The organism is Pelomonas sp. BJYL3, assembly GCF_027257975.1.
GTDB lineage: Bacteria > Pseudomonadota > Gammaproteobacteria > Burkholderiales > Burkholderiaceae_C > Roseateles_B > Roseateles_B flavus.
Genome location: NZ_JANZKX010000005.1, coordinates 121,828 through 146,355, shown reverse-complemented (window position 1 = coordinate 146,355; position 24,528 = coordinate 121,828). Strand labels below are relative to the sequence as shown.

The following is a 24,528-nucleotide window of genomic DNA, read 5'->3' as shown; positions in this document are numbered from 1 at the left end:
ACACCGGGGCACCGAGGCCTTGGGGACTCAGCGGCACCCGAGGATCCGGCTCCGCCGGTCCTGCGGGTGCGCCCCCCCCTCGAGGGGGCCGACGCAGCCGGTAGGGGGTGGTTCATTCAAATCGAAGGATCGGCTGGTCAACGGACAGGCTCTCGCCCGTCTTCGCCAGGACTTCGGCGACCTTCACATCGCGCTCGGCCACGAGGATGTTCTCCATCTTCATGGCCTCGATCACCGCCAGGCGCTCGCCGGCCTGCACCAGCTGCCCCGGCTGCACGGCGATGTGCACCAGCAGGCCCGGCATGGGCGAGAGCAGGAACTTACTGGTGTCGGGCGGGGCCTTGTAGGGCATCAGCTTGAGCAGCTCGGCGGCGCGGCGCTGCAGCACGGTCACGTCCATGGCGAAACCGTTGTGGCTGATGCGATAGGCCAGCGGATTCTTGCCCGTGCCGCGCTCGGCCTGGGCCACGAAGGGCTGGCCGTTGACCGAGCCTTCGAGGCGGATGTCGTTGAGGCGCGAGTTGCAGACGATCAGGTAGCGCTGGCCGCCCACGTCCACCGTGGCCTCGCCCTTGTGGCCCGCGTACTCGGCCACATGGACCTCGTGGTGCGTGTGCTTGCCCGCGCCTTCGCTGACCACGGCCACGCAATCGCTGTCGATGCGCACCTCATGGCCGCGCAGCTGGCCGCTGATGCCGGCGGCGCGCTCGCGGGTCTTGCGGCGGATGAAGGCCGCCAGCGCCACCAGGAAGCGCGGATCCGCATGCGGCACGTCCTCGGCGCGGAAGCCGCTGCCGTAGTGCTGGGCAATGAAGCCAGTGTTGAAGTTGCCGCTGACGAAGTCCGGGTGGGCCAGCAGGGCCGCCTGGAAGGGGATGTTGCTGGAGATGCCACGAATCACGAAGCCGTTGAGTGCCTCGCGCATCTTGGCGATGGCCTCGTTGCGGTCCTTCCCGTGCACGATGAGCTTGGCGATCATCGAGTCGTAGAACATCGGGATCTCGCCGCCCTCGTACACGCCCGTGTCCACGCGCACGCCGCCGAAGGACGCCAGGGCATAGGCCTCGCCCTGCAGCGTCGGCGTGCCCTGCTCCAGGTTGGCGGCTGGCGGTTGGTACTTCACCAGACGGCCGGTGGACGGCAGGAAGTTGCGGAACGGATCCTCGGCGTTGATGCGGCACTCGATGGCCCAGCCCTCCTTGCGGATGTCGGCCTGGCCGAAGGTGAGCTTCTCGCCAGCGGCCACGCGGATCATCTGCTCGACCAGATCCAGGCCGGTGATGCACTCCGTGACCGGGTGCTCCACCTGCAGGCGGGTGTTCATCTCCAGGAAATAGAAGTCCTGGTTCTTGCCGACCACGAACTCCACCGTGCCGGCGCTCTGGTACTTCACCACCTTGGCCAGGGCCACGGCCTGCTCGCCCATGGCCTTGCGGGTGGCGTCGCTGATGAAGGGCGACGGCGCCTCCTCGATCACCTTCTGGTGACGGCGCTGGATCGAGCACTCGCGCTCATGCAGGTAGACCACGTTGCCGTGGGCATCGCCGAGCACCTGGATCTCGATGTGGCGCGGCTGCTCGACGAACTTCTCCATGAAGACGCGGTCATCGCCGAAGCTGTTGCGCGCCTCATTGCGGCAGGAGCTGAAGCCTTCGAAGCATTCCTTGTCGTTGAAGGCCACGCGCAGGCCCTTGCCACCGCCGCCGGCGCTGGCCTTGATCATGACCGGGTAGCCGATCTTCTTCGCGATCTCGACGGCCTCTTCCGGCGACAGGATGGGCTCGTTATGGCCCGGAATCGTGCTGACCTTCGCTTCATTGGCCAGCTTCTTGGACGCGATCTTGTCGCCCATGGCCGCGATGGAATAGTGCTTGGGGCCGATGAAGACGATGCCCTCCTCCTCGCAGCGCCGGGCGAAGTCCTCGTTCTCGGACAGGAAGCCGTAGCCCGGGTGCAGGGCCTCGGCGCCCGTGGCCTTGCAGGCGGCGATGATCTTGTCGGCCACCAGATAGGACTCGCGGCTCGGGGCCGGGCCCAGCAGCACGGACTCGTCGGCCAGCTCGACGTGGCGGGCGTCCTTGTCGGCCTCGGAGTAGACGGCGACGGTCTTGATGCCCATCTTGCGAGCCGTCTTGATCACCCGGCAGGCGATCTCTCCGCGATTGGCAATCAGGATCTTCTTAAACATAGTGCCTCCAAGCTGGCAGCACGCCAGCCTTCGATTCGAATTTCAGACAGTGGTTCATGGCTGCGACTTCGCGGTGCGCGCCTGCAGGCAGCGCGCGACCCAGCGCTCCTGGCGCTCGCGCAGCCAGGCGCTCATGTCGCCCTTGCGGGGGCCCGTGCCTTCGTAGCCGAAGCGCAGCATGGCCTCGGCCCGGCCGGCCTCCAGGCCGTCGACGCCCTGCGCCAGCGCCTCGCGCAGGTCACGACGCGCTTCCTTGAGCGGCAGGCCGTCGGCGCGGTACAGCAGGATCACCGGCAGGGTGTCGAGGTCCGCACCGCAGGCCGCGCGCTGTCCGGGGCTGCTGTCCGGCACCAGGCGGGCCGTGCAGCGCTCGAAGCCCTGCTCGGCCCAGTGCCGCAGACGCGCGTCGTCGATCTCGCCCGGCTGCGCCAGCTGCTCGCGCCACCAGGCCTGGTCCTCGGCGGCGAGCTCGCTGCCTTGCTCCAGCAGCAGGAGCATGGCCATGCCCTGCTCGGTGTGGCGTGCGTCCAGGTAGTCCAGGCTCAGGGCCGGCAAGGCACGCAACGCCACGCAGGGCGCCACGGCCTCGGCCGTCAGCGGTCGAGGAGCGCCGTGAGCCGAGCCCAGGACAGCCAGCAACAGCGACAGCAGGATGGACTTGGGCATGATGGACGGAAGTCGTGCTCGCGCCGGACGGGTCAAAGCGGAATGTTCCCGTGCTTGCGCCACGGGTTCTCGAGCTTCTTGTCCTTGAGCATCACCAGCGAGCGGCAGATGCGCTTGCGCGTCTCGTGCGGCTGGATGACGTCGTCGATGAAGCCGCGGGCGCCGGCCACGAAGGGGTTGGCGAAGCGGGCCTTGTACTCGGCCTCCTTGGCCGCGAGCTTGGCCGGATCGCCCTTGTCCTCGCGGAAGATGATCTCCACCGCGCCCTTGGCGCCCATCACCGCGATCTCGGCATTGGGCCAGGCGAAGTTGACGTCGCCGCGCAGGTGCTTGGAGGCCATCACGTCATAGGCGCCGCCATAGGCCTTGCGGGTGATCACGGTGACCTTGGGCACCGTGCACTCGGCATAGGCGTAGAGCAGCTTGGCGCCGTGCTTGATGATGCCGCCGTACTCCTGCGAGGTGCCGGGCATGAAACCGGGCACGTCGACGAAGGTGATCACGGGGATGTTGAAGGCATCGCAGAAGCGCACGAAGCGCGCGGCCTTGATGGAGCTCTTGATGTCCAGGCAGCCCGCCAGCACCAGCGGCTGGTTGGCCACGATGCCCACGGTCTGGCCGTCCATGCGGGCGAAGCCGGTGAGGATGTTCTTGGCGTAGTCGGGCTGCAGCTCGAAGAAATCCCCGTCGTCGACGACCTTCAGGATCAGCTCCTTCATGTCGTAGGGCTTGTTGGGGTTGTCGGGCACCAGGGTGTCCAGCGACATGTCCATGCGGTTGCCGGGATCGCCGCTGGGGCGGCTCGGCGCCTTCTCGCGGTTGTTCAGCGGCAGGTAGTTGAAGAAGCGCCGCAGCATCATGATGGCCTCGACGTCGTTCTCGAAGGCCAGGTCCGCCACGCCGCTCTTGCTGCTGTGCGTGCTTGCGCCGCCCAGCTCCTCGGCCGTGACCTCCTCGTGCGTCACGGTCTTCACCACCTCGGGGCCGGTGACGAACATGTAGGAGCTGTCCTTCACCATGAAGATGAAGTCGGTCATGGCCGGCGAGTACACCGCGCCGCCCGCGCAGGGGCCCATGATCAGGCTGATCTGAGGGATCACGCCCGAAGCCAGCACGTTCTTCTGGAACACGTCGGCATAGCCGCCCAGGGAGGCCACGCCTTCCTGGATGCGCGCGCCGCCCGAGTCATTGAGGCCGATCACCGGGGCACCGACCTTCATGGCCTGGTCCATGATCTTGCAGATCTTCTCGGCATGCGATTCCGAGAGCGCGCCACCGAAGACGGTGAAGTCCTGGCTGAAGCAGAAGGCCAGGCGGCCGTTGATCATGCCGTAGCCCGTCACCACGCCGTCGCCGGGGATCTTGTTGTCGGCCATGCCGAAGTCGACGCAGCGGTGCTCGACGAACATGTCCCATTCCTCGAAGGTGCCTTCGTCGAAGAGCAGCTCGATGCGCTCGCGCGCCGTCAGCTTGCCCTTGGCGTGCTGGGCGGCGATGCGCTTCTCGCCACCGCCCAGCCGCGCCTTGGCGCGCTTCTCTTCAAGCATTTGTTGGATGTCGTGCATAACGGTCCTTTCACGGGGCAGTGCCGGGCGTCGCCGCGGGGGCAAGACCTGGCACCTGGGAACTGGAGGAGTCGGATGTCGGGGAAACCGGCCCGGCCGCGGCCGCCTGGCCATGGAAAGCGGTGAGAAGCGCGCGTGCGGCGGTCGAGGGCGCCAGCTGGCCGGCGAGCACGCGGGCCGTGGTGTCGGGCAGTTGGGCGCGTACCGAAGCGTCTGCCATGAAGGCCGCCTTGAGCCCGCTCTGGATGCGTTCCCACATCCAGGCCAGGGCCTGCTGCTGGCGCTTCTCGGCCCAACGGCCGCCGGCGGTCTGCAGCTGCCGGAACTGCTCGACAGCAGCCCAGAACTCGCTGAGGCCCTGGAACTTGAGCGCACTGAGCTGCAGGGCCTTGGGGTGCCACAGCGTCTCGTCATGCGCCGCGTGCTCGGGCCGGCCGTGCATCCCGAGCAGGCGCAACGAGGACATGATCTGGGCCTGCGCCCGCGTCGCCGCGGCGGGGTCCACATCGGCCTTGTTGATCACCACCAGGTCCGCCAGCTCCATCACGCCCTTCTTGATGGCCTGGAGCTCGTCGCCGGCATTGGGCAGCTGCAGCAGCACGTACATGTCCGTCATGCCGGCCACGGCGGTCTCGCTCTGGCCCACGCCCACGGTCTCGACGATGACCACGTCGAAGCCCGCGGCCTCGCAGACCAGCATGGCCTCGCGCGTCTTCTCGGCCACGCCGCCCAGAGTGCCGCTGCTGGGGCTGGGGCGGATGTAGGCGCGCTCGTCCATGGACAGGCGCTCCATGCGGGTCTTGTCCCCCAGGATGGAGCCACCCGACACCGTGCTCGACGGGTCCACGGCCAGCACGGCCACACGATGGCCGCGCTCGATCAGGAACAGGCCCAGGGCCTCGATGAAGGTGCTCTTGCCCACGCCTGGCACGCCCGAGATTCCAAGGCGCAGCGACCGGCCCGTGTGCGGCAGCAGCTCGCCCAGCAGGGTGTCGGCCTGGGCGCGGTGGTCGGCCCGGGTGGACTCCAGCAGCGTGATGGACTTGGCCATGGCGCGGCGCTGGGCCGGGCCGGGCCCGGCCAGGATGGCGTGCGCGAGGCTCATGCGCGGTCTCCTTCAGGAGACCAGCGGTACTCGGTGTCCAGCTCGGTGGAGCTCACCGCACGCAAGCCGTGACGCTGGTAGAAGCGGTTGGCGTCGCTGATCCTGAGCGCGGCCAGCGAGAGATCCAGCCCCTCCTCGCGCGCCCTCGACTTCGCTTGCGCCAGCGCCCAGGTGCCCACGCCCTGGTTCTGGTGGCGGGGATGGATGTAGAGGTGCTCCAGGCGCAGGAAACCGTCCTGCACCTTCAGGGTCAGCAGTCCGGCGCGCACCGGCCCTGCCGCCGTGAGGCGCTCGATGTGCCAGGTGCTGGCAGGGTCGAACTGGCCCAGGAATCGCTGTCGGGCCCGCTCCGGGTCGAAGATGCCGGCGCGCTCCAGGCTGTCCTGCATGGCGGCGATGCGCAGGGCCAGCAGCTCCTCGAAGTCCTCGGCCACGACCGGGACCAGGCGCAGCGCCATCAGGCCACCGCCCCGGCGCTGCTCACCGCCTTGCGGATCTGCTCCAGCACGTCCTTGGCGCTGGCCGGAATGGGCGTGCCGGGGCCGTAGATGCCCTTGACGCCGGCTTCGTAGAGGTAGTCGTAGTCCTGCTGCGGGATCACACCCCCGACGAAGACGATGATGTCGTCCGCGCCCTGCTTGCGCAGTTCCGCGATGATGGCCGGCACCAGGGTCTTGTGGCCCGCGGCGAGGGTCGAGACGCCCACGGCGTGTACATCGTTCTCGATGGCCTGGCGGGCGCATTCCTCGGGGGTCTGGAACAGCGGGCCCATGTCCACGTCGAAGCCCAGGTCGGCATAGGCCGTGGCCACGACCTTGGCGCCGCGGTCATGGCCGTCCTGGCCCAGCTTGGCGATCATCACGCGCGGCCGGCGGCCCTGTTCCTCGGCAAAGGCCTGGATCTCGGCCTGCAGCTTGGCCCAGCCCTCGGCGGAATCGTAGGCAGCGGCATACACCCCGGTCACCTTCTGCGTGTCGGCACGGTGGCGACCATACACCGACTCCAGCGCATCCGACACCTCGCCCACCGTGGCGCGCAGGCGGATGGCCTTGATCGAGAGGTCCAGCAGATTGCCCTGGCCGGACTTCGCGGCCTCGGTCAGCGCGGCCAGCGCGGCCTGCACGGCGGCGCTGTCGCGGCTGGCCTTGATGGACTGCAGGCGGGCGATCTGGGCGTCGCGCACCTTGAGGTTGTCCACCTCCAGGATCTCGACCGGGTCTTCCTTGGCCAGGCGGTACTTGTTGACGCCCACGATGACGTCTTTGCCGGAGTCGATGCGCGCCTGCTTCTCGGCCGCGCTGGCCTCGATCTTGAGCTTGGCCCAGCCGGAGTCCACGGCCTTGGTCATGCCGCCCATGGCCTCGACTTCCTCGATGATGGACCAGGCCTTGTCGGCCATGTCCTGCGTGAGCGACTCCATCAGGTAGCTGCCGGCCCAGGGGTCGACGACGTTGGTGATGTGGGTCTCTTCCTGGATGATCAGCTGCGTGTTGCGGGCGATGCGGGCGCTGAACTCGGTGGGCAGGGCGATGGCCTCGTCCAGGGAGTTGGTGTGCAGGCTCTGCGTGCCGCCGAAGACCGCGGCCATGGCCTCGATGGTGGTGCGCACCACGTTGTTGTAGGGGTCCTGCTCGGTGAGGGACCAGCCCGACGTCTGCGAGTGCGTGCGCAGCATCAGGCTCTTGGGGTTCTTGGCATTGAAGCCCTTCATGATCCGGCACCACAGCAGGCGCGCGGCCCGCATCTTGGCGATCTCCAGATAGAAGTTCATGCCCACGGCCCAGAAGAAGGACAGCCGGCCGGCGAAGTCGTCCACGTCGAGGCCCTTGGCCAGGGCGGTCTTCACGTACTCCTTGCCGTCGGCCAGGGTGAAGGCCAGCTCCAGCGCCTGGTTGGCGCCCGCTTCCTGCATGTGGTAGCCCGAGATCGAGATCGAGTTGAACTTGGGCATGTTCTGGCTCGTGTACTCGATGATGTCGCCGATGATCTTCATCGACGGCTCGGGCGGGTAGATGTAGGTGTTGCGGACCATGAACTCCTTGAGGATGTCGTTCTGGATGGTGCCGCTCAACTTGTCCTGCGAGACGCCCTGCTCCTCCGCCGCGACCACGTAGCCCGCCAGCACGGGCAGCACGGCGCCGTTCATGGTCATGGAGACGGAGACCTTGTCCAGCGGAATGCCGTCGAACAGGATCTTCATGTCTTCCACGGAGTCGATGGCCACGCCGGCCTTGCCCACGTCGCCCGTCACGCGGGGGTGGTCGCTGTCATAGCCGCGGTGGGTGGCCAGGTCGAAGGCCACGGAAACGCCCTGCCCGCCCGCGGCCAGCGCCTTGCGGTAAAAGGCATTGGACTCTTCGGCAGTGGAGAAGCCGGCGTACTGGCGGATGGTCCAGGGGCGCACCGCATACATGGTGGCCTGCGGGCCGCGCAGGAAGGGCTCGAAGCCCGGCAGGGTGTCGGCGTGCGGCAGATTCGCGGTGTCCGCCGCGGTGTAGAGCGGCTTGACGGTGAGGCCTTCTGGCGTCACCCAGTTCAGGGCCGAGACATCGCCCCCGGGGGCCGACTTGGCGGCGGCCTTGTGCCACTGCTCCAGCGTGGCGGTGGCGAATTCTTGCTTGTCGTTGGACGAATCAGACATTGACAACTCCTGAAGGCCACGCATCATAGCGCCTTCGTTATTCATAATTATGAATGCAAATTTGACTACACTCTGACAGCATCGGCCTTGCGCAGCAGCTTGCGTGCTGCGGGCCCATCCGACGTCCAACACTGCAGCCCACCATGCCGGCCACCTCCCCGTTTGCCCAGCGTCCGCTCTATGAGGAAGTGGCCGAGCAGCTGCGCCAGCGCATCTTCGGCCGCCTGCTGGAGCCCGGCAGCTGGATCGACGAGCTCAAGCTCTGCGGCGAGCTGGGCATCAGCCGCACGCCCATGCGCGAGGCGCTGAAGGTGCTGGCCGTCGAGGGCCTGGTCACCATGCGACCCCGCCGTGGCGCCTACGTGACCGAGATGTCCGAGCGCGACGTGCGCGAGGCCTACCAGCTGCTGGCCCTGCTGGAGAGCGACGCCGCCGCGCGCGTGGCCGAGCGGGCCACGGGCGAAGAGCTGGCGGAGCTGCAGACCCTGCACGCGCAGCTGGAGGCCGCCATTGGTGAGCGCGAGCGCTTCTTCGCCCTCAACGAGGCCTTCCACCTGCGCCTGCTGGAGCTGGAGGGCAACCGCTGGCGGCAGCAGATCGTCACCGACCTGCGCCGCGTGATGAAGCTCAACCGCCACCACTCGCTCTTCAAGCAGGGCCGTCTGGCCGAATCCCTGCAGGAGCACCGGGACCTGATGCAGGCCCTCATCGAACGCCGGCCGGAGCAGGTGGCTCAGCGCATGAGGCTGCATTTCGAGAATGGGCTGAATGCGGCGGCGCCGCAGGCGGCCTGACTCATACGCCCAACCCAAGCTCCCTTTCAAGCATTTCGCGTAGCAAGCTCTCCGCACAACTTCACTGCGCACGAGCCGGGATGCGGGGGCATGGGATTGCGCAGGTAAAAGGGGGAGGACCGCAACGCGGTCCGGAGGACACGGAGCAATCCCGTGCCCCCGCATCCCGGCGATGCTCCACCCGACGCATGAAGCCCAGCACCATCCCAAACGCCGGAATTACCCCCTCCCCCGCCCCATCCAGGATGGATCAGCCCCGGCCACCCCAGGCAGACTCCCGGTATGCAGCCCCGCCCGCAGGCGCCGCTGCCACGTCGTCCACGGACAGGAGCCCCTCCCATGCTCAGCAACGAAGAACTGGCCCAGGCCGCCAAGGAATGGTGGTACTACACCGTCGAGCTCTCCCCCGGCCTCGTCGCCCAGGGCACCTATCCGCCCGACTTCCCCTACATGCCCCGCATGCTGATGCGCCAGGCCCATCTCCAGGGCCAGGACTGCCTGGACCTCGGCAGCATGGAAGGCGTGATCCCCGTGCTGATGAACCGCAAGGGCGCCCGCCGCGTGCTCGCCACCGACGCCGTGCCCCATTGCGCCCAGAAGATGGACTGGCTCAAGAAGGTCTACAAGGCCGACTGGGACTTCCGAGAGGTCGGCCTGATGTACGACCTGCACCAGAAGCTGGCCGACGAAGGCACCTTCGACTACGTCAACCTCTCCGGCGTGCTCTACCACGTGTTCTCGCCCATGCACACGCTGGCCTGCGCCCGGCCGCTGGTGAAGAAGAACGGGCTCTTCATGCTCTCGACCAACGTCGTCAACGAGCAGTCCGACGTGATGCACTTCAACACCGCCGGCAAGCTGCAGACCGAGCCCAACACCTTCTGGTACCCCTCGATCCCGCTGCTGGAGTACATGCTGCGCTACTTCAACTTCGCGCCCATCGACTGCCTCTACAGCCGCCACCCCTCCGATGCCGCCCTCTATGTGCCGGGCAAGGAGTGCGGCTTCATCTCCATCGTCTGCCGCGCCGTGGACCGCGGCACCGCCCTGCCCGCCGATGACAGCTGGGCCCGCCGCTCCATGCTGGGATCCTGGGAGTACACCGGCCTGTCGCCCCAGAAGCACGGCGCCGAGCAGCCCGTGTCCACCATCGGCTACGACGTGCCCGAGGCCCTGCAGGCCCAGGTCGCGCAGAAGGGCTCGATCGACCTCTACCTGGCCGTCAACGAGCACGGCCGCCGCGTCGTGCGCGCCACCCGGGCGCAGGACACCTACCTGCTGCGCCTCAACGACGAGTCTTGACGCGCATCAAGCCATGACAAAGGGCGCACGAAGCGCCCTTTTCCTTTTCATGCGGACCCGACGACCGCTCAGTCCTGCGGCACCGGCCCCAGCACCCTCGCCGGGTTGCCGCCCACCAGGGTCATGGGCGGCGCCTCGAAGCCCGGCGTCACCACGGCGCCGGCGGCGATGATGCAGCCGTCGCCGATCTTCACGCCCTTGAGGATCGTCACCCGCGCGCCGATGAAGACCTGATTGCCGATCTCCACCCCACGCGGCGTCGGGTCCGGCGAGCGGCGGTGCGCCAGGCGCAGGTCGTGCAGATGGCTGTCAAAGACCTGCAGCTCCTGGCCCACGAGGCAGTCCGCCCCGAAGCGGATGAAGGCGCCCTCCGAGATCAGCACGCAGCGGTTGTTGAAGACCGTGCCCGGGCCGATGTCGATCAGCGACTCCGGCGTGCGGGACTCGAAGTAGCTGCAGGACAGGCTGCCCGGCGAGCGCGGCACGCCGAAGACGGCCCGATTGCTGAGCCTGAAGGCCCCGGCACCCTTGAATACCGTGGGCGTCAGGACGTTGACCGTGCGCGGGCCCTCACCCACCAGCTCCACCCGCTGCTTGTCGGACGTGTGGAAGAAGAAGTGCACAAGGAGGGCCCGCACGGCGCCCTCCAGTTCCAGCGCCGGCAGGCGGCTGATCAGGCCGCGCCAGCGCTCCAGGCGTTGCATCAGATTCATCTCAGAAGCCGTGTTGGGTCAGGAAGGCCTGCCAGGCGTTCACGAAGTCCTCGCCCGCCTGCGCATCCTGCTGCGCCATGCGCATCAGCAGGGCGGCGAACGGCAGCATGTCCTCCTGGCCGCCATAGCGTGCCATCAGGGCCTGCGCGATGCCTTCGTAGCAGAGCCTGGCCTGCGCCTCATTCATGCGCCCCAGGCGCTGCAGACCGACGCCCAGTGCCGCATAGCCCAGGTGGGCCGCCTTCATGTGCTTGCCGTTGACCTGGGCCGAGTGGCCCTCGCCGCCGGCGCGAAAGTAGCCCAGGCGGTCCTGGATGTAGGCGATGGGTTGGCGCAGGCTGGCCGCAATGAAGAAGCCCAGGTCCCACAGGCCGGCGTAAGAGACGCCGCCAAACTGGGTGTCCGCCAGCAAGCCGGCATGCTCGGCCCGGATGACGCAGTTCGAAAATTCTCCCAGCCAATTCTGGCAATAAGGCACGGTACTGGAGATCAGGGCCATGGGGCCGACCGACATCATGCGGGCCTGAGCATGGAAGATTCCATCCGGGATGGGCATGCCCTCGATGGGTTGCCCCTTTTCGTTTGCCGTCCAGCGCGCGCTGACGCTGCAGGAGATCGCGTCTCCCGCAGCATGGACCATGCGGTGCTGGGCATAGAAGTCGGGGTAGATGACGTCGTCGTCCAGGTGGATATGGAAGAGTTCGGACTGGCCTCCCCAGAGCTTCACCAGGTGCTTGAAGTTCTCATAGGCACCCGCGCGCGGCCCCGGATGGATCTCCAGGGGCAGCCGGGACGCGAACCTGGCCAGCGGCCCTTCCCTCAGCAAGGCGCCGAAGCTGCCGTCCGGGCTGTCATCCGACACGATCACCCGCTCGGCGGGGCGCGTCTGGGTCAGCAGGCCCGTCAGCAGCTCCGCGAGGTATTTGGTCTTGTAGGCCGGGATGAGTGTGGTGATCTGCATAGAGGCATCAATGGATCGGTCCGGGCGCATGCCGGGCCCCATCGTCGACGTCATTGGAGCCGGATGCAGCCACGCCCATGGCGGGAACAGGCAAGTATTGCAACAGCTTTTGCCGGCTTTGCCAGCGTCCGCCCGCCCCTAGCATCGCCGGGCGAGCTATTCCCAGGCTGCGTCCGGGCCCCTGCCGGACGGCCAAGGCTGAAATTCGTGAAAAACCTCCGCCCTTTCGCCCCTCCAGCCTCGTCCCCGGTGTCGGGGGCGCGCCTGCGCTCAAGTTTGCGCTGGGCGGGTCGAAATCCGACTGAAGCGGGAAAAGTCCCGCGCAACGCATTGATTGACATTGATGGTCAGGAAGTGGTGTACAGGCCCCAGCCGGGGCGCCTGGAGCCGCACTTCCCCAGCTCCCGAGCTTTCAGGCCGGGCGTCCAGCAATAACCAAGTGAGCACACCATGGCGTCATTGATTCTCACCCTGTCGACCGACCAGATCGCTGCCCTGTCGACCCAAACGCTGGCCAAGCTCACGACGGAAGACTGGGCCGCCTTCAGCAGCGACCAGATCATCGCGCTGACCACCCAGCAGGTGGCCTCGCTCGGAACTTTCGCCATCAACTCCCTGGCCAGCGACCAGATCGCGCGCTTCGAGACGCAGGACCTGCGGGCCCTCAACACCGCCGCCCTGCGCGCGATGTCGGACGCCAAGCTGGGTGCGCTGGGGTCCGACCAGATCGGCGCGCTGACCACCACGCAGGTCGCCGCCCTGACCACCAGCCAGATCAAGGGCCTGGGCAGCGACGACCTCCAGGCGCTGACCACGGACCAGTACAAGGCCCTGACCTCGACGCAGGTCGGCGTCCTTACCTCCGACCAGATCCCGCTGATCCAGACGGAAGACCTGCGCCAGATTTCGACGGCCGCCCTGAAGGCCCTGAGCTCCGACCAGATCGCGGCCCTGGGCTCCGACCAGATCGGCGCACTGACCACCAGCCAGGTCGCCAACCTGACCACCTCGCAGATCCGGGGCATGGGCAGCGAGGACCTGAACGCCCTGGGCACCGACCAGTTCAAGGTGCTGACCTCGGCGCAGGTCGCCGCCATCGGCACCGACCAGATCAAGACGCTGCAGACCGAAGACCTGGCCTCGATCAACACCGCCGCCCTGCGCGGCATGAGCTCGGCCCAGATCGGCGCACTGACCAGCGACGAGGTGGTCGCGCTGACCACGGCCCAGGCGGCCGCCTTGACCAGCAGCCAGGTCACCGGCTTCAGCAGTGACCAGCTGGCCAAGCTGGAATCGGACGATCTGAGGGCGCTGAGCACCAGCGCCCTGCGCAATTTCAGCAGCGACCAGATCCGCAGCCTCAGCTCCGACCAGGTGTCCCAGCTGACCACGGCCCAGGCCGCCGCCCTGACCAGCAGCCAGCTGGGCGCCCTCAACACCGAAGACGTCGTCGCCCTGACGACGGCCCAGGCCGCCGCCCTGACCAGCAGCCAGATCAAGGGCCTGAGCTCCGACCAGATGGCCGTGCTGGAGACCGATGACCTGCGCGCCATCAGCACCGCCGCCATCAAGGCCCTGGGCACCGAGCAGATCGCGGCCCTGGGCTCTGACCAGATCGGCGCGCTGACCACGGCCCAGGTCGCTTCGCTCACCACCGCCCAGATCAAGGGCATGGGCACGGACGACCTGAACGCCCTGGGCACCGACCAGTTCAAGGTCCTGACCAGCGCCCAGGTCGGCGCCATGACCTCGGAACAGATCAAGGCCCTGCAGACCGAGGATCTGGCCTCCATCAACACCGCCGCCCTGCGCGGCATGAACTCGGCCCAGCTGGCGGCCCTGACCACGGACGAGATCGTGGCCCTGAGCACCGCCCAGGCCGCGGCCCTGACCAGCACGCAGGTGGCCGGCCTCAGCAGCGACCAGCTGGTGAAGCTGGAGACCGACGACCTGCGCGCCCTCAGCACCGCCACCATCAAGGCCCTGAGCTCCGACCAGCTCGCCGCGCTGAGCTCCGATCAGCTGGCAACCCTGACCACCGCCCAGGTCACGGCCCTGACCACTTCGCAGCTGCGCGCCCTGTCCAGCGACGACCTCAACGCCCTGGGCACCGACCAGTTCAAGGTGCTGACCAGCACCCAGGTCGGCGCCCTCACCTCGGACCAGATCAAGGCCCTGCAGACCGAGGACTTCGCCTCCATCAACACCGCCGCCCTGCGCGGCATGAGCTCGGCCCAGATCGGTGCCCTGGGCACGAACGAGATCGTGGCCCTGACCACGGCCCAGGCCGCGGCGCTGACCAGCAGCCAGGTCGCCGGTCTGACCAGCGACCAGATCGCCAAGCTCGAGACCGACGACCTGCGGGCGATCAACACCGCCACCATCAAGGCCCTCAGCAGCGACCAGATCGCCGCCCTGAGCTCTGACCAGATCGTCGCCCTGACCACGGCCCAGGTCGCCGCCCTGGCGACCACGCCGGGCAACCAGTTCGGCGGCTTCTCGACCGACGAGATCAAGGCCCTGACCACCGCCCAGGCCGCCGCGCTGACCAGTGCACAGGTCAAGGGCCTGAGTACTGATCAGATCGCCGCGCTGGAGACCGATGACCTGCGTGCCATCAGCACCGCCGCCATCAAGGCCCTGGGCACCGAGCAGATCGCGGCCCTGGGCTCCGACCAGATCGGCGCCCTGACGACGGCCCAGGTCGCTTCGCTCACCACGGCCCAGATCAAGGGCATGGGCACGGACGACCTGAATGCCCTGGGCACCGACCAGTTCAAGGTCCTCACCAGCGCCCAGGTCGGCGCCATGACCTCCGAGCAGATCAAGGCGCTGCAGACCGAGGACCTCGCCTCCATCAACACGGCCGCGCTGCGCGGCATGAACTCGGCCCAGGTCGGCGCACTGACCACGGACGAGATCGTGGCCCTGAGCACCGCCCAGGCCGCCGCCCTGACCAGCGCCCAGGTGGCCGGCCTGACCAGCGACCAGATCGCCAAGCTCGAGACCGACGACCTCCGCGCCATGAGCACGGGTGCCATCCGGGCGCTGTCCAGCGATCAGATCGCCGCCCTGAGCAGCGACCAGATCGTGGCCATGACCTCGGCCCAGATCGCCGCCCTGGCCACCACGCCGGCCAACCAGTTCGGCGGCCTGAGCACCGATGAAATCAAGGCCTTGACCACGGCCCAGGCCGCGGCCCTCACCAGCAGCCAGATCCGCGGCTTCAGCAGCGACCAGATCGCCGCCCTGGAGACCGATGACCTGCGTGCGCTGAACACCGCCACGCTGCGGGCCATGGGCACGGACCAGATCGCCGCCCTGGGCTCTGACCAGATCGGCGCACTGACCACGGCCCAGGTCGCTTCGCTCACCACGGCCCAGATCAAGGGCATGGGCACGGACGACCTGAATGCCCTGGGCACCGACCAGTTCAAGGTGCTCACCAGCGCCCAGGTCGGCGCCATGACCTCCGAGCAGATCAAGGCCCTGCAGACCGAGGACCTCGCCTCCATCAACACCGCCGCCCTGCGCGGCATGAACTCGGCCCAGCTGGCGGCCCTCACCACGGATGAGATCGTAGCCCTGAGCACCGCCCAGGCCGCGGCCCTGACCACCGGCCAGGTGGGCGGCCTGACCAGCGACCAGCTGGTCAAGCTGGAGACCGATGACCTGCGGGCCATCAGCACCGCCACCATCAAGGCCCTGAGCTCCGACCAGCTCGCCGCCCTCAGCTCCGATCAGCTGGCGACCCTGACCACCGCCCAGGTCGCGGCCCTGACCACCTCGCAGCTGCGTGCGCTGTCCAGCGACGACCTGAATGCCCTGGGCACCGACCAGTTCAAGGTGCTGACCAGCGCCCAGGTCGGCGCCCTCACCTCGGACCAGATCAAGGCCCTGCAGACCGAGGACTTCGCGTCCATCAACACCGCCGCCCTGCGCGGCATGAACTCGGCCCAGATCGGTGCCCTGGGCACGAACGAGATCGTAGCCCTGACCACGGCCCAGGCCGCGGCGCTGACCAGCAGCCAGGTGGCCGGTCTCACCAGCGACCAGATCGCCAAGCTCGAGACCGACGACCTGCGGGCGATCAACACCGCCACGATCAAGGCCCTGGGCAGCGAGCAGATCGCCGCCCTGACGTCTGACCAGATCGTGGCCCTGACCACGGCCCAGGTCGCCGCCCTGGCGACCACGCCGGGCAACCAGTTCGGTGGCTTCTCCACCGACGAGATCAAGGCCCTGACCACCGCCCAGGCCGCTGCGCTGACCAGCAGCCAGCTCAAGGGTCTGAGCACCGACCAGGTGGCCGCCTTCGAGACCGATGACCTGCGCGCCATCAGCACCGCCGCCATCAAGGCCCTCAGCACCGAGCAGATCGCGGCCCTGGGCTCCGACCAGATCGGCGCGCTGACCACGGCCCAGGTGGCCGCCCTGACCACCGCGCAGATCCGCGGCATGGGCACGGACGACCTGAACGCCCTGGGCACCGACCAGTTCAAGGTCCTGACCAGCGCCCAGGTTGGCGCCATGACCTCCGAGCAGATCAAGGCGCTGCAGACCGAGGACTTCGCCTCCATCAACACCGCCGCGCTGCGTGGCATGAACTCGGCCCAGCTGGCCGCCCTGACCACGGACGAGATCGTGGCCATGGGCACGGCCCAGGCCGCGGCGCTGACCAGCAGCCAGGTCGCCGGTCTCACCAGCGACCAGATCGCCAAGATCGAGACTGATGACCTGCGTGCCATCAGCACCGGCACCATCAAGGCCCTGAGCAGCGACCAGATCGCCGCGCTCTCGTCCGACCAGATCGTGGCCATGACCACGGCCCAGATCGCGGCCCTGGCGACCACGCCGGGCAACCAGTTCGGTGGCTTCTCGACCGACGAGATCAAGGCCCTGACCACCGCCCAGGCCGCCGCGCTGACGAGCAGCCAGCTCAAGGGCCTGAGCACCGACCAGGTGGCCGCCTTCGAGACGGATGACCTGCGCGCCATCAGCACCGCCGCCATCAAGGCCTTCAGCACCGAACAGCTCGGCGCCCTGGGCTCCGACCAGATCGGCGCCCTGACCACCGCACAGGTGGCCTCGCTGACCACGGCCCAGGTCCGTGGCCTCGCCAGTGACGACCTCAACGCCCTGGGCACCGACCAGTTCAAGGTCCTGACCAGCGCCCAGGTCGGCGCCCTGACCTCCGAGCAGGTCAAGGCCCTGCAGACCGAGGACTTCGCCTCCATCAACACCGCCGCCCTGCGCGGCATGAACTCGGCCCAGCTGGCTGCGCTGACCACGGATGAGGTCGTGGCACTGACCACGGCCCAGGCCGCGGCCCTCACCAGCAACCAGGTCGGCGGCCTCACCAGCGACCAGTTGATCAAGCTGGAGACCGATGACCTGCGCGCCATCAGCACCGCCACCATCAAGGCCCTCAGTTCCGACCAGCTCGCCGCCCTGAGCAGCGACCAGCTGGCGACGCTGACCACCGCCCAGGTCGCGGCCCTGACCACCTCGCAGCTGCGTGCCCTGGCCAGTGACGACCTGAATGCCCTGGGCACCGACCAGTTCAAGGTGCTGACCAGTGCCCAGGTAGGCGCCCTCACCTCGGAGCAGATCAAGACCCTGCAGACCGAGGACTTCGCCTCCATCAACACCGCGGCCCTGCGTGGTCTGAGCTCCGTGCAGGTGGGTGCCCTGACGACCGACGAGGTGGTCGCGCTGACCACAGCCCAGGCCGCAGCCCTGACCAGCAGCCAGGTCGCGGGCCTGACCAGCGACCAGATCGCCAAGATCGAGACCGACGACCTGCGCGCCCTCAGCACGGGCACGCTCAAGGCGCTCAGCAGCGACCAGATCGCCGCCCTGACGTCTGACCAGATCGTGGCCCTGACCTCGGCCCAGATCGCCGCCCTGGCGACCGCACCGGGCAACCAGTTCGGCGGCTTCGCCACGGATGACATCCGCGCCCTGACCACCGCCCAGGCCGCTGCGCTGACGAGCAGCCAGGTCAAGGGCCTGAGCACCGACCAGGTGGCCGCCTTCGAGACGGATGACCTGCGCGCCATCAGCACCGCTGCGATCCGGGCGCTCAGCACCGAGCAGATCGGTGCTCTGGGCTCCGACCAGATCGGCGCGCTGACCACGGCACAAGTGGCCGCCCTGACCACGGCCCAGATCCGCGGCATGAGCACGGACGACCTCAACGCGCTGGGCACCGACCAGTTCAAGGTGCTGACCAGCGCCCAGGTCGGCGCCATGACCTCCGAGCAGGTCAAGGCGCTGCAGACCGAGGACTTCGCCTCCATCAACACCGCAGCCCTGCGCGGCATGAACTCGGCCCAGCTGGCGGCCCTGACCACCGACGAGATCGTGGCCATGAACACGGCCCAGGCCGCCGCCCTGACCAGCGGCCAGGTCGCCGGCCTGACCAGCGACCAGATCGTCAAGATCGAGACCGACGACCTGCGGGCGATCAACACCGGGACGCTGAAGGCCCTGGGCAGCGACCAGATCGCCGCGCTGACGTCTGACCAGATCGTCGCCCTGACCACCGCCCAGATCGCGGCCCTGTCCACGGCGCCGGCCAACCAGTTCGGCGGCTTCTCGACCGACGAGATCAAGGCGCTGACCACGGCCCAGGCCGCCGCGCTGACGAGCAGCCAGCTCAAGGGCCTGAGCACTGACCAGGTGGCCGCCTTCGAGACGGATGACCTGCGCGCCATCAGCACCGCCGCCATCAAGGCCCTGGGCACCGAGCAGATCGCGGCCCTGGGTTCCGACCAGATCGGCGCGCTGACCACGGCACAAGTGGCCGCCCTGACCACCGCCCAGATCAAGGGCATGGGCACGGACGACCTGAATGCCCTGGGCACCGACCAGTTCAAGGTCCTGACCAGCGCCCAGGTCGGCGCCATGACCTCCGAGCAGATCAAGGCCCTGCAGACCGAGGACCTCGCCTCCATCAACACCGCGGCCCTGCGCGGCATGAACTCGGCCCAGCTCGCTTCTCTGACCACGGACGAGATCGTGGCCCTGAACACGGCCCAGGCCGCGGCCCTGACCAGCAACCAGGTCGGCGGCCTCACCAGCGACCAGTTGGTCAAGCTGGAGACCGATGACCTGCGCGCCATCAGCACCGCCACCATCAAGGCCCTGAGCTCCGACCAGCTCGCCGCGCTGAGCTCCGACCAGCTGGCGACGCTGACGACGGCCCAGGTCACGGCCCTGACCACGGCCCAGCTGCGCGCGCTGTCCAGTGACGACCTCAACGCCCTGGGCACCGATCAGTTCAAGGTGCTGACCAGCGCCCAGGTCGGCGCCCTCACCTCGGACCAGATCAAGACCCTGCAGACCGAGGACTTCGCCTCCATCAACACCGCCGCCCTGCGTGGCATGAGCTCGGTCCAGCTCGGCGCGCTGACCACGGATGAGATCGTGGCCATGAACACGGCCCAGGCCGCCGCCCTGACCAGCAGCCAGGTGGCCGGCCTCACCAGCGACCAGATCGCCAAGATCGAGACCGATGACCTGCGCGCCCTCAACACCGGGACGCTGAAGGCCCTGGGCAGCGAGCAGATCGCCGCCCTGACGTCTGACCAGATCGTGGCCCTGACCTCGGCCCAGATCGCGGCCCTGGCGACCGCACCGGGCAACCAGTTCGGCGGCTTCGCCACGGACGACATCCGCGCCCTGACCACCGCCCAGGCCGCCGCGCTGACGAGCAGCCAGGTCAAGGGTCTGAGCACCGACCAGGTGGCCGCCTTCGAGACCGATGACCTGCGCGCCCTCAGCACGGCCGCCATCAAGGCCCTCAGCACCGAGCAGATCGCGGCCCTGGGCTCCGACCAGATCGGCGCACTGACCACGGCCCAGGTGGCTTCGCTCACCACGGCCCAGATCAAGGGCATGGGCACGGACGACCTGAATGCCCTGGGCACCGACCAGTTCAAGGTGCTCACCAGCGCCCAGGTCGGCGCCATGACCTCCGAGCAGATCAAGGCCCTGCAGACCGAGGACCTCGCCTCCATCAACACCGCGGCCCTGCGCGGCATGAACTCGGCCCAACTGGCCGCCCTGACCACGGACGAGATCGTGGCCCTGAACACGGCCCAGGCCGCGGCACTGACCAGCAACCAGGTCGGCGGCCTCACCAGCGACCAGTTGGTCAAGCTGGAGACCGATGACCTGCGCGCCATCAGCACCGCCACCATCAAGGCCCTGAGCTCCGACCAGCTCGCCGCGCTGAGCTCCGACCAGCTGGCGACGCTGACGACGGCCCAGGTCACGGCCCTGACCACGGCCCAGCTGCGCGCGCTGTCCAGTGACGACCTGAATGCCCTGGGCACCGATCAGTTCAAGGTGCTGACCAGCGCCCAGGCCGGCGCCCTCACCTCGGACCAGATCAAGACCCTGCAGACCGAGGACTTCGCCTCCATCAACACCGCGGCCCTGCGTGGCATGAGCTCGGTCCAGCTCGGCGCGCTGACCACGGACGAGGTCGTGGCCCTGACCACGGCCCAGGCCGCCGCGCTGACCAGCAGCCAGGTCGCCGGCCTGACCAGCGACCAGATCGCCAAGCTCGAGACCGACGACCTGCGCGCCCTCAACACCGGGACGCTGAAGGCCCTGGGCAGCGAGCAGATCGCCGCCCTGACGTCTGACCAGATCGTGGCCCTGACCTCGGCCCAGATCGCGGCCCTGGCGACCGCACCGGGCAACCAGTTCGGCGGCTTCGCCACGGACGACATCCGCGCCCTGACCACCGCCCAGGCCGCTGCGCTGACGAGCAGCCAGGTCAAGGGTCTGAGCACCGACCAGGTGGCCGCCTTCGAGACCGATGACCTGCGCGCCATCAGCACCGCCGCCATCAAGGCCCTCAGCACCGAGCAGATCGCGGCCCTGGGCTCCGACCAGATCGGCGCACTGACGACCGCCCAGGTCTCGGCCCTGACCACCGCCCAGATCAAGGGCCTGGGCAGCGACGACCTCAATGCCCTGGTGTCCGACCAGATCAAGGTGCTGAGCTCGGCCCAGATCGCGGCCATCGGTACGGACCAGATCCGCACCATGACCACCGACGACTTCGGCAACATCAGCACGGCCGCCCTGAAGGGCCTGACCTCGGCGCAGCTGAGCGCGCTGACCAGCGACCAGATCATCGGGCTGTCCACCGACCAGGCGGCGTCCCTGACCTCGGCACAGATCGGCGGCCTGACCAGCGACCAGCTGATCAAGCTCGAGACCCAGGACCTGCGTGCCCTGAGCACCTCGGTGATCAAGGCGCTGGGCACCGACCAGCTGGCACAGCTGACCTCGGACCAGCTGGGCGCGCTGACCACGAGCCAGGTCCAGGCGCTGACCAGCAGCCAGCTCAAGAGCCTCGCCAGCGACGACCTCAACGCGCTGGGCACCGACCAGTTCAAGGCCTTGAGCTCCAGCCAGGTGGCCGCCCTGACGAGCGACCAGATCAAGACCCTGCAGACCGAGGACCTCGCCGCCATCAACACGGCGGCCCTGCGTGGCATGAGCTCCGTCCAGATCGGTGCCCTGACCACCGATGAGATCGTGGCCCTGAGCACCGCCCAGGCCGCGGCCCTCACCAGCAGCCAGGTCACCGGCCTCACCAGCGACCAGATCGCCAAGATCGAGACCGACGACCTGCGCGCCCTCAGCACCGCCACGATCAAGGCGCTGAGCAGCGACCAGATCGCCGCGCTGACCTCCGACCAGATCGTGGCCCTCACCTCGGCCCAGATCGCCTCGCTGGCCACCAGCCCGGGCAACCAGTTCGGCGGCTTCTCGACCGACGAGATCAAGGCACTGACCACGGCCCAGGCCGCGGCGCTCACCAGTGCGCAGGTCAAGGGCCTGAGCACCGACCAGATCGCTGCGCTGGAAACCGACGACCTCCGTGCGATCAGCACCGCGGCCATCCGGGCCCTCGGCACCGAGCAGATCGGTGCCCTCGGCTCTGACCAGATCGGCGCCCTGACCACCGCCCAGGTGGCCGCGCTCACCAGCGCGCAGATCAAGGGCATGGTCAGCGACGACCTGAACGCGCTGGGCACCGACCAGTTCGCCGTGCTCACCTCGGCGCAGGTCTCTGCCCTGGGCACCGACCAGCTGCGTGCCCTGCAGACCGAGGACTTCGCGGCGCTCAACACGGCCGCCCTGCGCAGCCTGAGCTCGGCCCAGATCGCCGCGCTGACCACGGATGAAGTCGTGGCACTGACCACGGCCCAGGCCGCGGCCCTCACCAGCAGCCAGATCGTGGGCTTCAGCAGTGATCAGCTGGCCAAGATGCAGTCGGACGATCTGCGTGCCATCAGCACGGCCGCCCTGCGCGCCATCAGCACGGATGTGCTGGGCACGCTCGGTTCCGACCAGTTCGCCGCCATGACCACGGCCCAGGTCAATGCGCTGACCAGCGCACAGATCCGCGGCCTGGGCAGCGAGGACCTGGTGGCCTTCACGACCGACCAGTACGCAGCCATGAGCTCGACGCAGGTCGCAGCCATCGGCACCGACCAGTTCATGAAGCTGGCGACCGAGGATCTGCAGGCCATCAGCAGTGCCGGCATCCGCGGCATCAGCAGCGTCCAGCTGGGCGCCATGGGCACGGACCAGCTGGTGGCGCTGACCACGGCGCAGTACAGCGGGCTGACCTCCAACCAGGTCGCCGGTCTGCACTCCGACCAGATCGCGGCCCTGGCCACGGATGACCTGCGTGCCCTGAGCACTGCAGCCCTGCGCAGCTTCAGCACCGACCAGTTCGTGGCGCTGACCTCCGACCAGGTCGCCGCGCTGACGGTGACCCAGGTGGCGGCGCTGAGCTCGGCCCAGATCAACGCGATGGGCTCGGACGACTTCAATGCCATGGGCACCGCCCAGATGGCGGCCCTGACCTCGGTCCAGGTGCCCGGCATCAGCGTGGGCATGATCGCGGCCATGCAGACGGACGACCTCCGCGCGCTGAACGCCTTCGCCGTCCGCGCCCTGAGCAGCGACCAGCTGAACGCCCTGACCAGCGACCAGGTGCCGACGCTGAGCGTGGTGCAGGTGGCCGCGCTGACGACGACGCAGGTCCAGAAGTGGGAGACCGCCGACATCCAGGCCCTGGGCTCCGACCAGGTGGCCTCGCTCAGCGCGGCCCAGGTCACGGCCATGACTTCGGACCAGATCGTGACCTTCTCGTCCGAGGACATCCGCGCCCTGAGCACGGCGGCCTTCCGCGCCCTGCAGTCTGATGACCTCCAGGCCTTCAGCTCCGACCAGATCGATGCCTTCACCAGCACGCAGATCGGTCTGCTGACCTCGGCTCAGGTGAAGGGCATCGACAGCGCCGACATGGCGGCCTTCAGCAGCGATGACATCAAGCTGCTGTCGACCTCCGCCCTGCATGCGCTGTCGACCGAGCAGTTCTCGGCCCTGGGCACCGAGCACATCGCCGCCTTGAGCACGGCCCAGGTGCTGGCGCTGACCACGGACCAGATCAGCACCTTCAGCAGCGATGACATCAATGCGCTGAGCACCACGCAGATCGCGGCCTTCAGCTCGGCCCAGATCCACGCGCTCACGACGGACCAGTTCTCGCACCTCGCCAGCGATGACATCAAGGCCCTGACCACCTCGCAGATCGCCGGGCTGACCACGGAGCAGATCCACAGCCTCACGACGGAGCAGATCCTGGGCATGGAGTCCGAGGACATCGCCAAGCTGAACATGACCCAGTTCGGCGCGCTGACCACGGAAGTGATCCACGCGATGACCGGCGCCCAACTGGATGCCCTGTGGCTGACCTCGCCCATCGTGCTGGACCTGGACGGCAACGGCGTCTCGACGACCGCGGCGGCCCAGGGCGTCAGCTTCGACCTGAACGGCACCGGCAACGCCCAGAAGTGGGGCTGGGTGGGCGGCAACGACGGCCTGCTGGTCATGGACCGCAACGGCGATGGCCAGATCAACGACGGCAAGGAACTGTTCGGCAGCGGCACCCAGCTGGCGGACGGCAGCCGCGCCGCCAACGGCTACCAGGCCATGGCCACGCTGGACAGCAACCATGACGGCGCGCTGAACGCCACCGACGCCCAGTTCGGCCAGCTCAAGCTCTGGGTGGATGCCAACCACGACGGCAAGACCGACGCGGGCGAGCTGAAGGCCCTGGCGGATCTGGGCATCACCTCGCTGGACCTGCATGCGCAGACCGGCACGGCGGTGAACAACGGCAACCTGGTGGGCCTGGTCTCCGGCTACACGACCAGCGACGGCAAGACCCATGACATGGCGGACGTCTGGTTCGCCAAGGACACGGGCGAGTCCGCCAGCAGCGCCGCCAGCTCGGGCGACGCCCATGCGGCGACGCCGGAGCACGGCAAGTCCGGCGAACCCAAGCTGAGCCTGGGCGACGTCCTGGCCGGACCGGCGGGCAACCTGCTGGGCGACGGGGTCACCCAACCGGGCCACCACGGCGTGCTGCACCACCAGCTGGTGCCGCTGCGCAAGGCGCCTGGCGAGGACGATGACCTGAACCGCATCGTGCCGCTTATCTGAGGCTGAAGGCCCCAGCGAAAGCCGCCCCCGCCACCGGCCGGGGCGGC

General features: G+C 68.3%; 11 protein-coding genes. 3 read left to right on the top strand and 8 right to left on the bottom strand.

The genetic code is table 11. The annotated features are described in order from the left end of the window. Positions 1 to 112: 112 nt before the first annotated feature. Genes O9Y01_RS16225 through scpA form a run of 6 tightly spaced genes read right to left on the bottom strand, consistent with a single transcriptional unit; the run spans position 113 to position 8,165 of the window. Positions 113 to 2,188: an acetyl-CoA carboxylase biotin carboxylase subunit gene (locus tag O9Y01_RS16225; protein ID WP_269632649.1), complete on the bottom strand. Its 2,076-nt coding sequence runs from the start codon at positions 2,186 to 2,188 to the stop codon at positions 113 to 115. Between the two features lie 54 nt (positions 2,189 to 2,242). Continuing rightward, positions 2,243 to 2,854 carry a hypothetical protein gene (locus tag O9Y01_RS16220; RefSeq protein ID WP_269632648.1) on the bottom strand — a complete coding sequence of 204 codons (612 nt, stop codon included), beginning with the start codon at positions 2,852 to 2,854 and terminating at the stop codon, positions 2,243 to 2,245. A 32-nt stretch (positions 2,855 to 2,886) separates the two neighbouring features. Continuing rightward, a complete protein-coding gene (locus tag O9Y01_RS16215; RefSeq protein ID WP_269632647.1) occupies positions 2,887 to 4,419 on the bottom strand; it encodes an acyl-CoA carboxylase subunit beta in 1,533 nt (510 codons plus the stop codon). A gap of 10 nt (positions 4,420 to 4,429) precedes the next feature. Next, on the bottom strand, positions 4,430 to 5,524 hold the full coding sequence (gene meaB / locus O9Y01_RS16210; protein WP_269632646.1) for a methylmalonyl Co-A mutase-associated GTPase MeaB: 1,095 nt from the start codon (positions 5,522 to 5,524) through the stop codon (positions 4,430 to 4,432). Next, entirely contained in the window at positions 5,521 to 5,982 is a 462-nt protein-coding gene (locus O9Y01_RS16205; protein WP_269632645.1) for a GNAT family N-acetyltransferase, read from the bottom strand. The genes meaB and O9Y01_RS16205 overlap by 4 nt, the downstream gene beginning before the upstream one ends. After that, entirely contained in the window at positions 5,982 to 8,165 is a 2,184-nt protein-coding gene (gene scpA, locus O9Y01_RS16200; protein WP_269632644.1) for a methylmalonyl-CoA mutase, read from the bottom strand. The genes O9Y01_RS16205 and scpA overlap by 1 nt, the downstream gene beginning before the upstream one ends. A gap of 143 nt (positions 8,166 to 8,308) precedes the next feature. Here scpA and O9Y01_RS16195 point away from each other — a divergent pair, with 143 nt between their 5' ends. After that, a complete protein-coding gene (locus O9Y01_RS16195; protein ID WP_269632643.1) occupies positions 8,309 to 8,959 on the top strand; it encodes a GntR family transcriptional regulator in 651 nt (216 codons plus the stop codon). Positions 8,960 to 9,298: 339 nt separating this feature from the next. Continuing rightward, complete coding sequence (locus O9Y01_RS16190) at positions 9,299 to 10,261, top strand: class I SAM-dependent methyltransferase (protein ID WP_269632642.1); 963 nt, start codon at positions 9,299 to 9,301, stop codon at positions 10,259 to 10,261. Positions 10,262 to 10,329: 68 nt separating this feature from the next. On the opposite strand, the gene O9Y01_RS16185 is transcribed toward O9Y01_RS16190, so the two are convergent. Both O9Y01_RS16185 and O9Y01_RS16180 read right to left on the bottom strand, forming a co-directional pair. Further along, positions 10,330 to 10,974 carry an acyltransferase gene (locus tag O9Y01_RS16185; protein WP_269632641.1) on the bottom strand — a complete coding sequence of 215 codons (645 nt, stop codon included), beginning with the start codon at positions 10,972 to 10,974 and terminating at the stop codon, positions 10,330 to 10,332. Position 10,975: 1 nt separating this feature from the next. Continuing rightward, complete coding sequence (locus O9Y01_RS16180) at positions 10,976 to 11,935, bottom strand: glycosyltransferase family A protein (RefSeq protein ID WP_269632640.1); 960 nt, start codon at positions 11,933 to 11,935, stop codon at positions 10,976 to 10,978. Between the two features lie 450 nt (positions 11,936 to 12,385). Here O9Y01_RS16180 and O9Y01_RS16175 point away from each other — a divergent pair, with 450 nt between their 5' ends. Next, positions 12,386 to 24,481 (top strand): hypothetical protein, encoded by a 12,096-nt coding sequence (locus O9Y01_RS16175; RefSeq protein ID WP_269632639.1) that lies wholly within the window; start codon positions 12,386 to 12,388, stop codon positions 24,479 to 24,481. The last annotated feature ends 47 nt before the right edge of the window (positions 24,482 to 24,528 follow it).

Excerpts from the sequence above, each read along its gene's own strand:
- O9Y01_RS16185 (WP_269632641.1), bottom strand. The coding sequence starts at position 10,974 with ATGAATCTGATGCAACGCCTGGAGCGCTGGCGCGGCCTGATCAGCCGC.
- O9Y01_RS16220 (WP_269632648.1), bottom strand. The coding sequence starts at position 2,854 with ATGCCCAAGTCCATCCTGCTGTCGCTGTTGCTGGCTGTCCTGGGCTCG.
- O9Y01_RS16175 (WP_269632639.1), top strand. The coding sequence starts at position 12,386 with ATGGCGTCATTGATTCTCACCCTGTCGACCGACCAGATCGCTGCCCTG.
- O9Y01_RS16205 (WP_269632645.1), bottom strand. The coding sequence starts at position 5,982 with ATGGCGCTGCGCCTGGTCCCGGTCGTGGCCGAGGACTTCGAGGAGCTG.
- O9Y01_RS16180 (WP_269632640.1), bottom strand. The coding sequence starts at position 11,935 with ATGCAGATCACCACACTCATCCCGGCCTACAAGACCAAATACCTCGCG.
- O9Y01_RS16195 (WP_269632643.1), top strand. The coding sequence starts at position 8,309 with ATGCCGGCCACCTCCCCGTTTGCCCAGCGTCCGCTCTATGAGGAAGTG.
- O9Y01_RS16215 (WP_269632647.1), bottom strand. The coding sequence starts at position 4,419 with ATGCACGACATCCAACAAATGCTTGAAGAGAAGCGCGCCAAGGCGCGG.
- O9Y01_RS16225 (WP_269632649.1), bottom strand. The coding sequence starts at position 2,188 with ATGTTTAAGAAGATCCTGATTGCCAATCGCGGAGAGATCGCCTGCCGG.
- O9Y01_RS16190 (WP_269632642.1), top strand. The coding sequence starts at position 9,299 with ATGCTCAGCAACGAAGAACTGGCCCAGGCCGCCAAGGAATGGTGGTAC.
- meaB (WP_269632646.1), bottom strand. The coding sequence starts at position 5,524 with ATGAGCCTCGCGCACGCCATCCTGGCCGGGCCCGGCCCGGCCCAGCGC.
- scpA (WP_269632644.1), bottom strand. The coding sequence starts at position 8,165 with ATGTCTGATTCGTCCAACGACAAGCAAGAATTCGCCACCGCCACGCTG.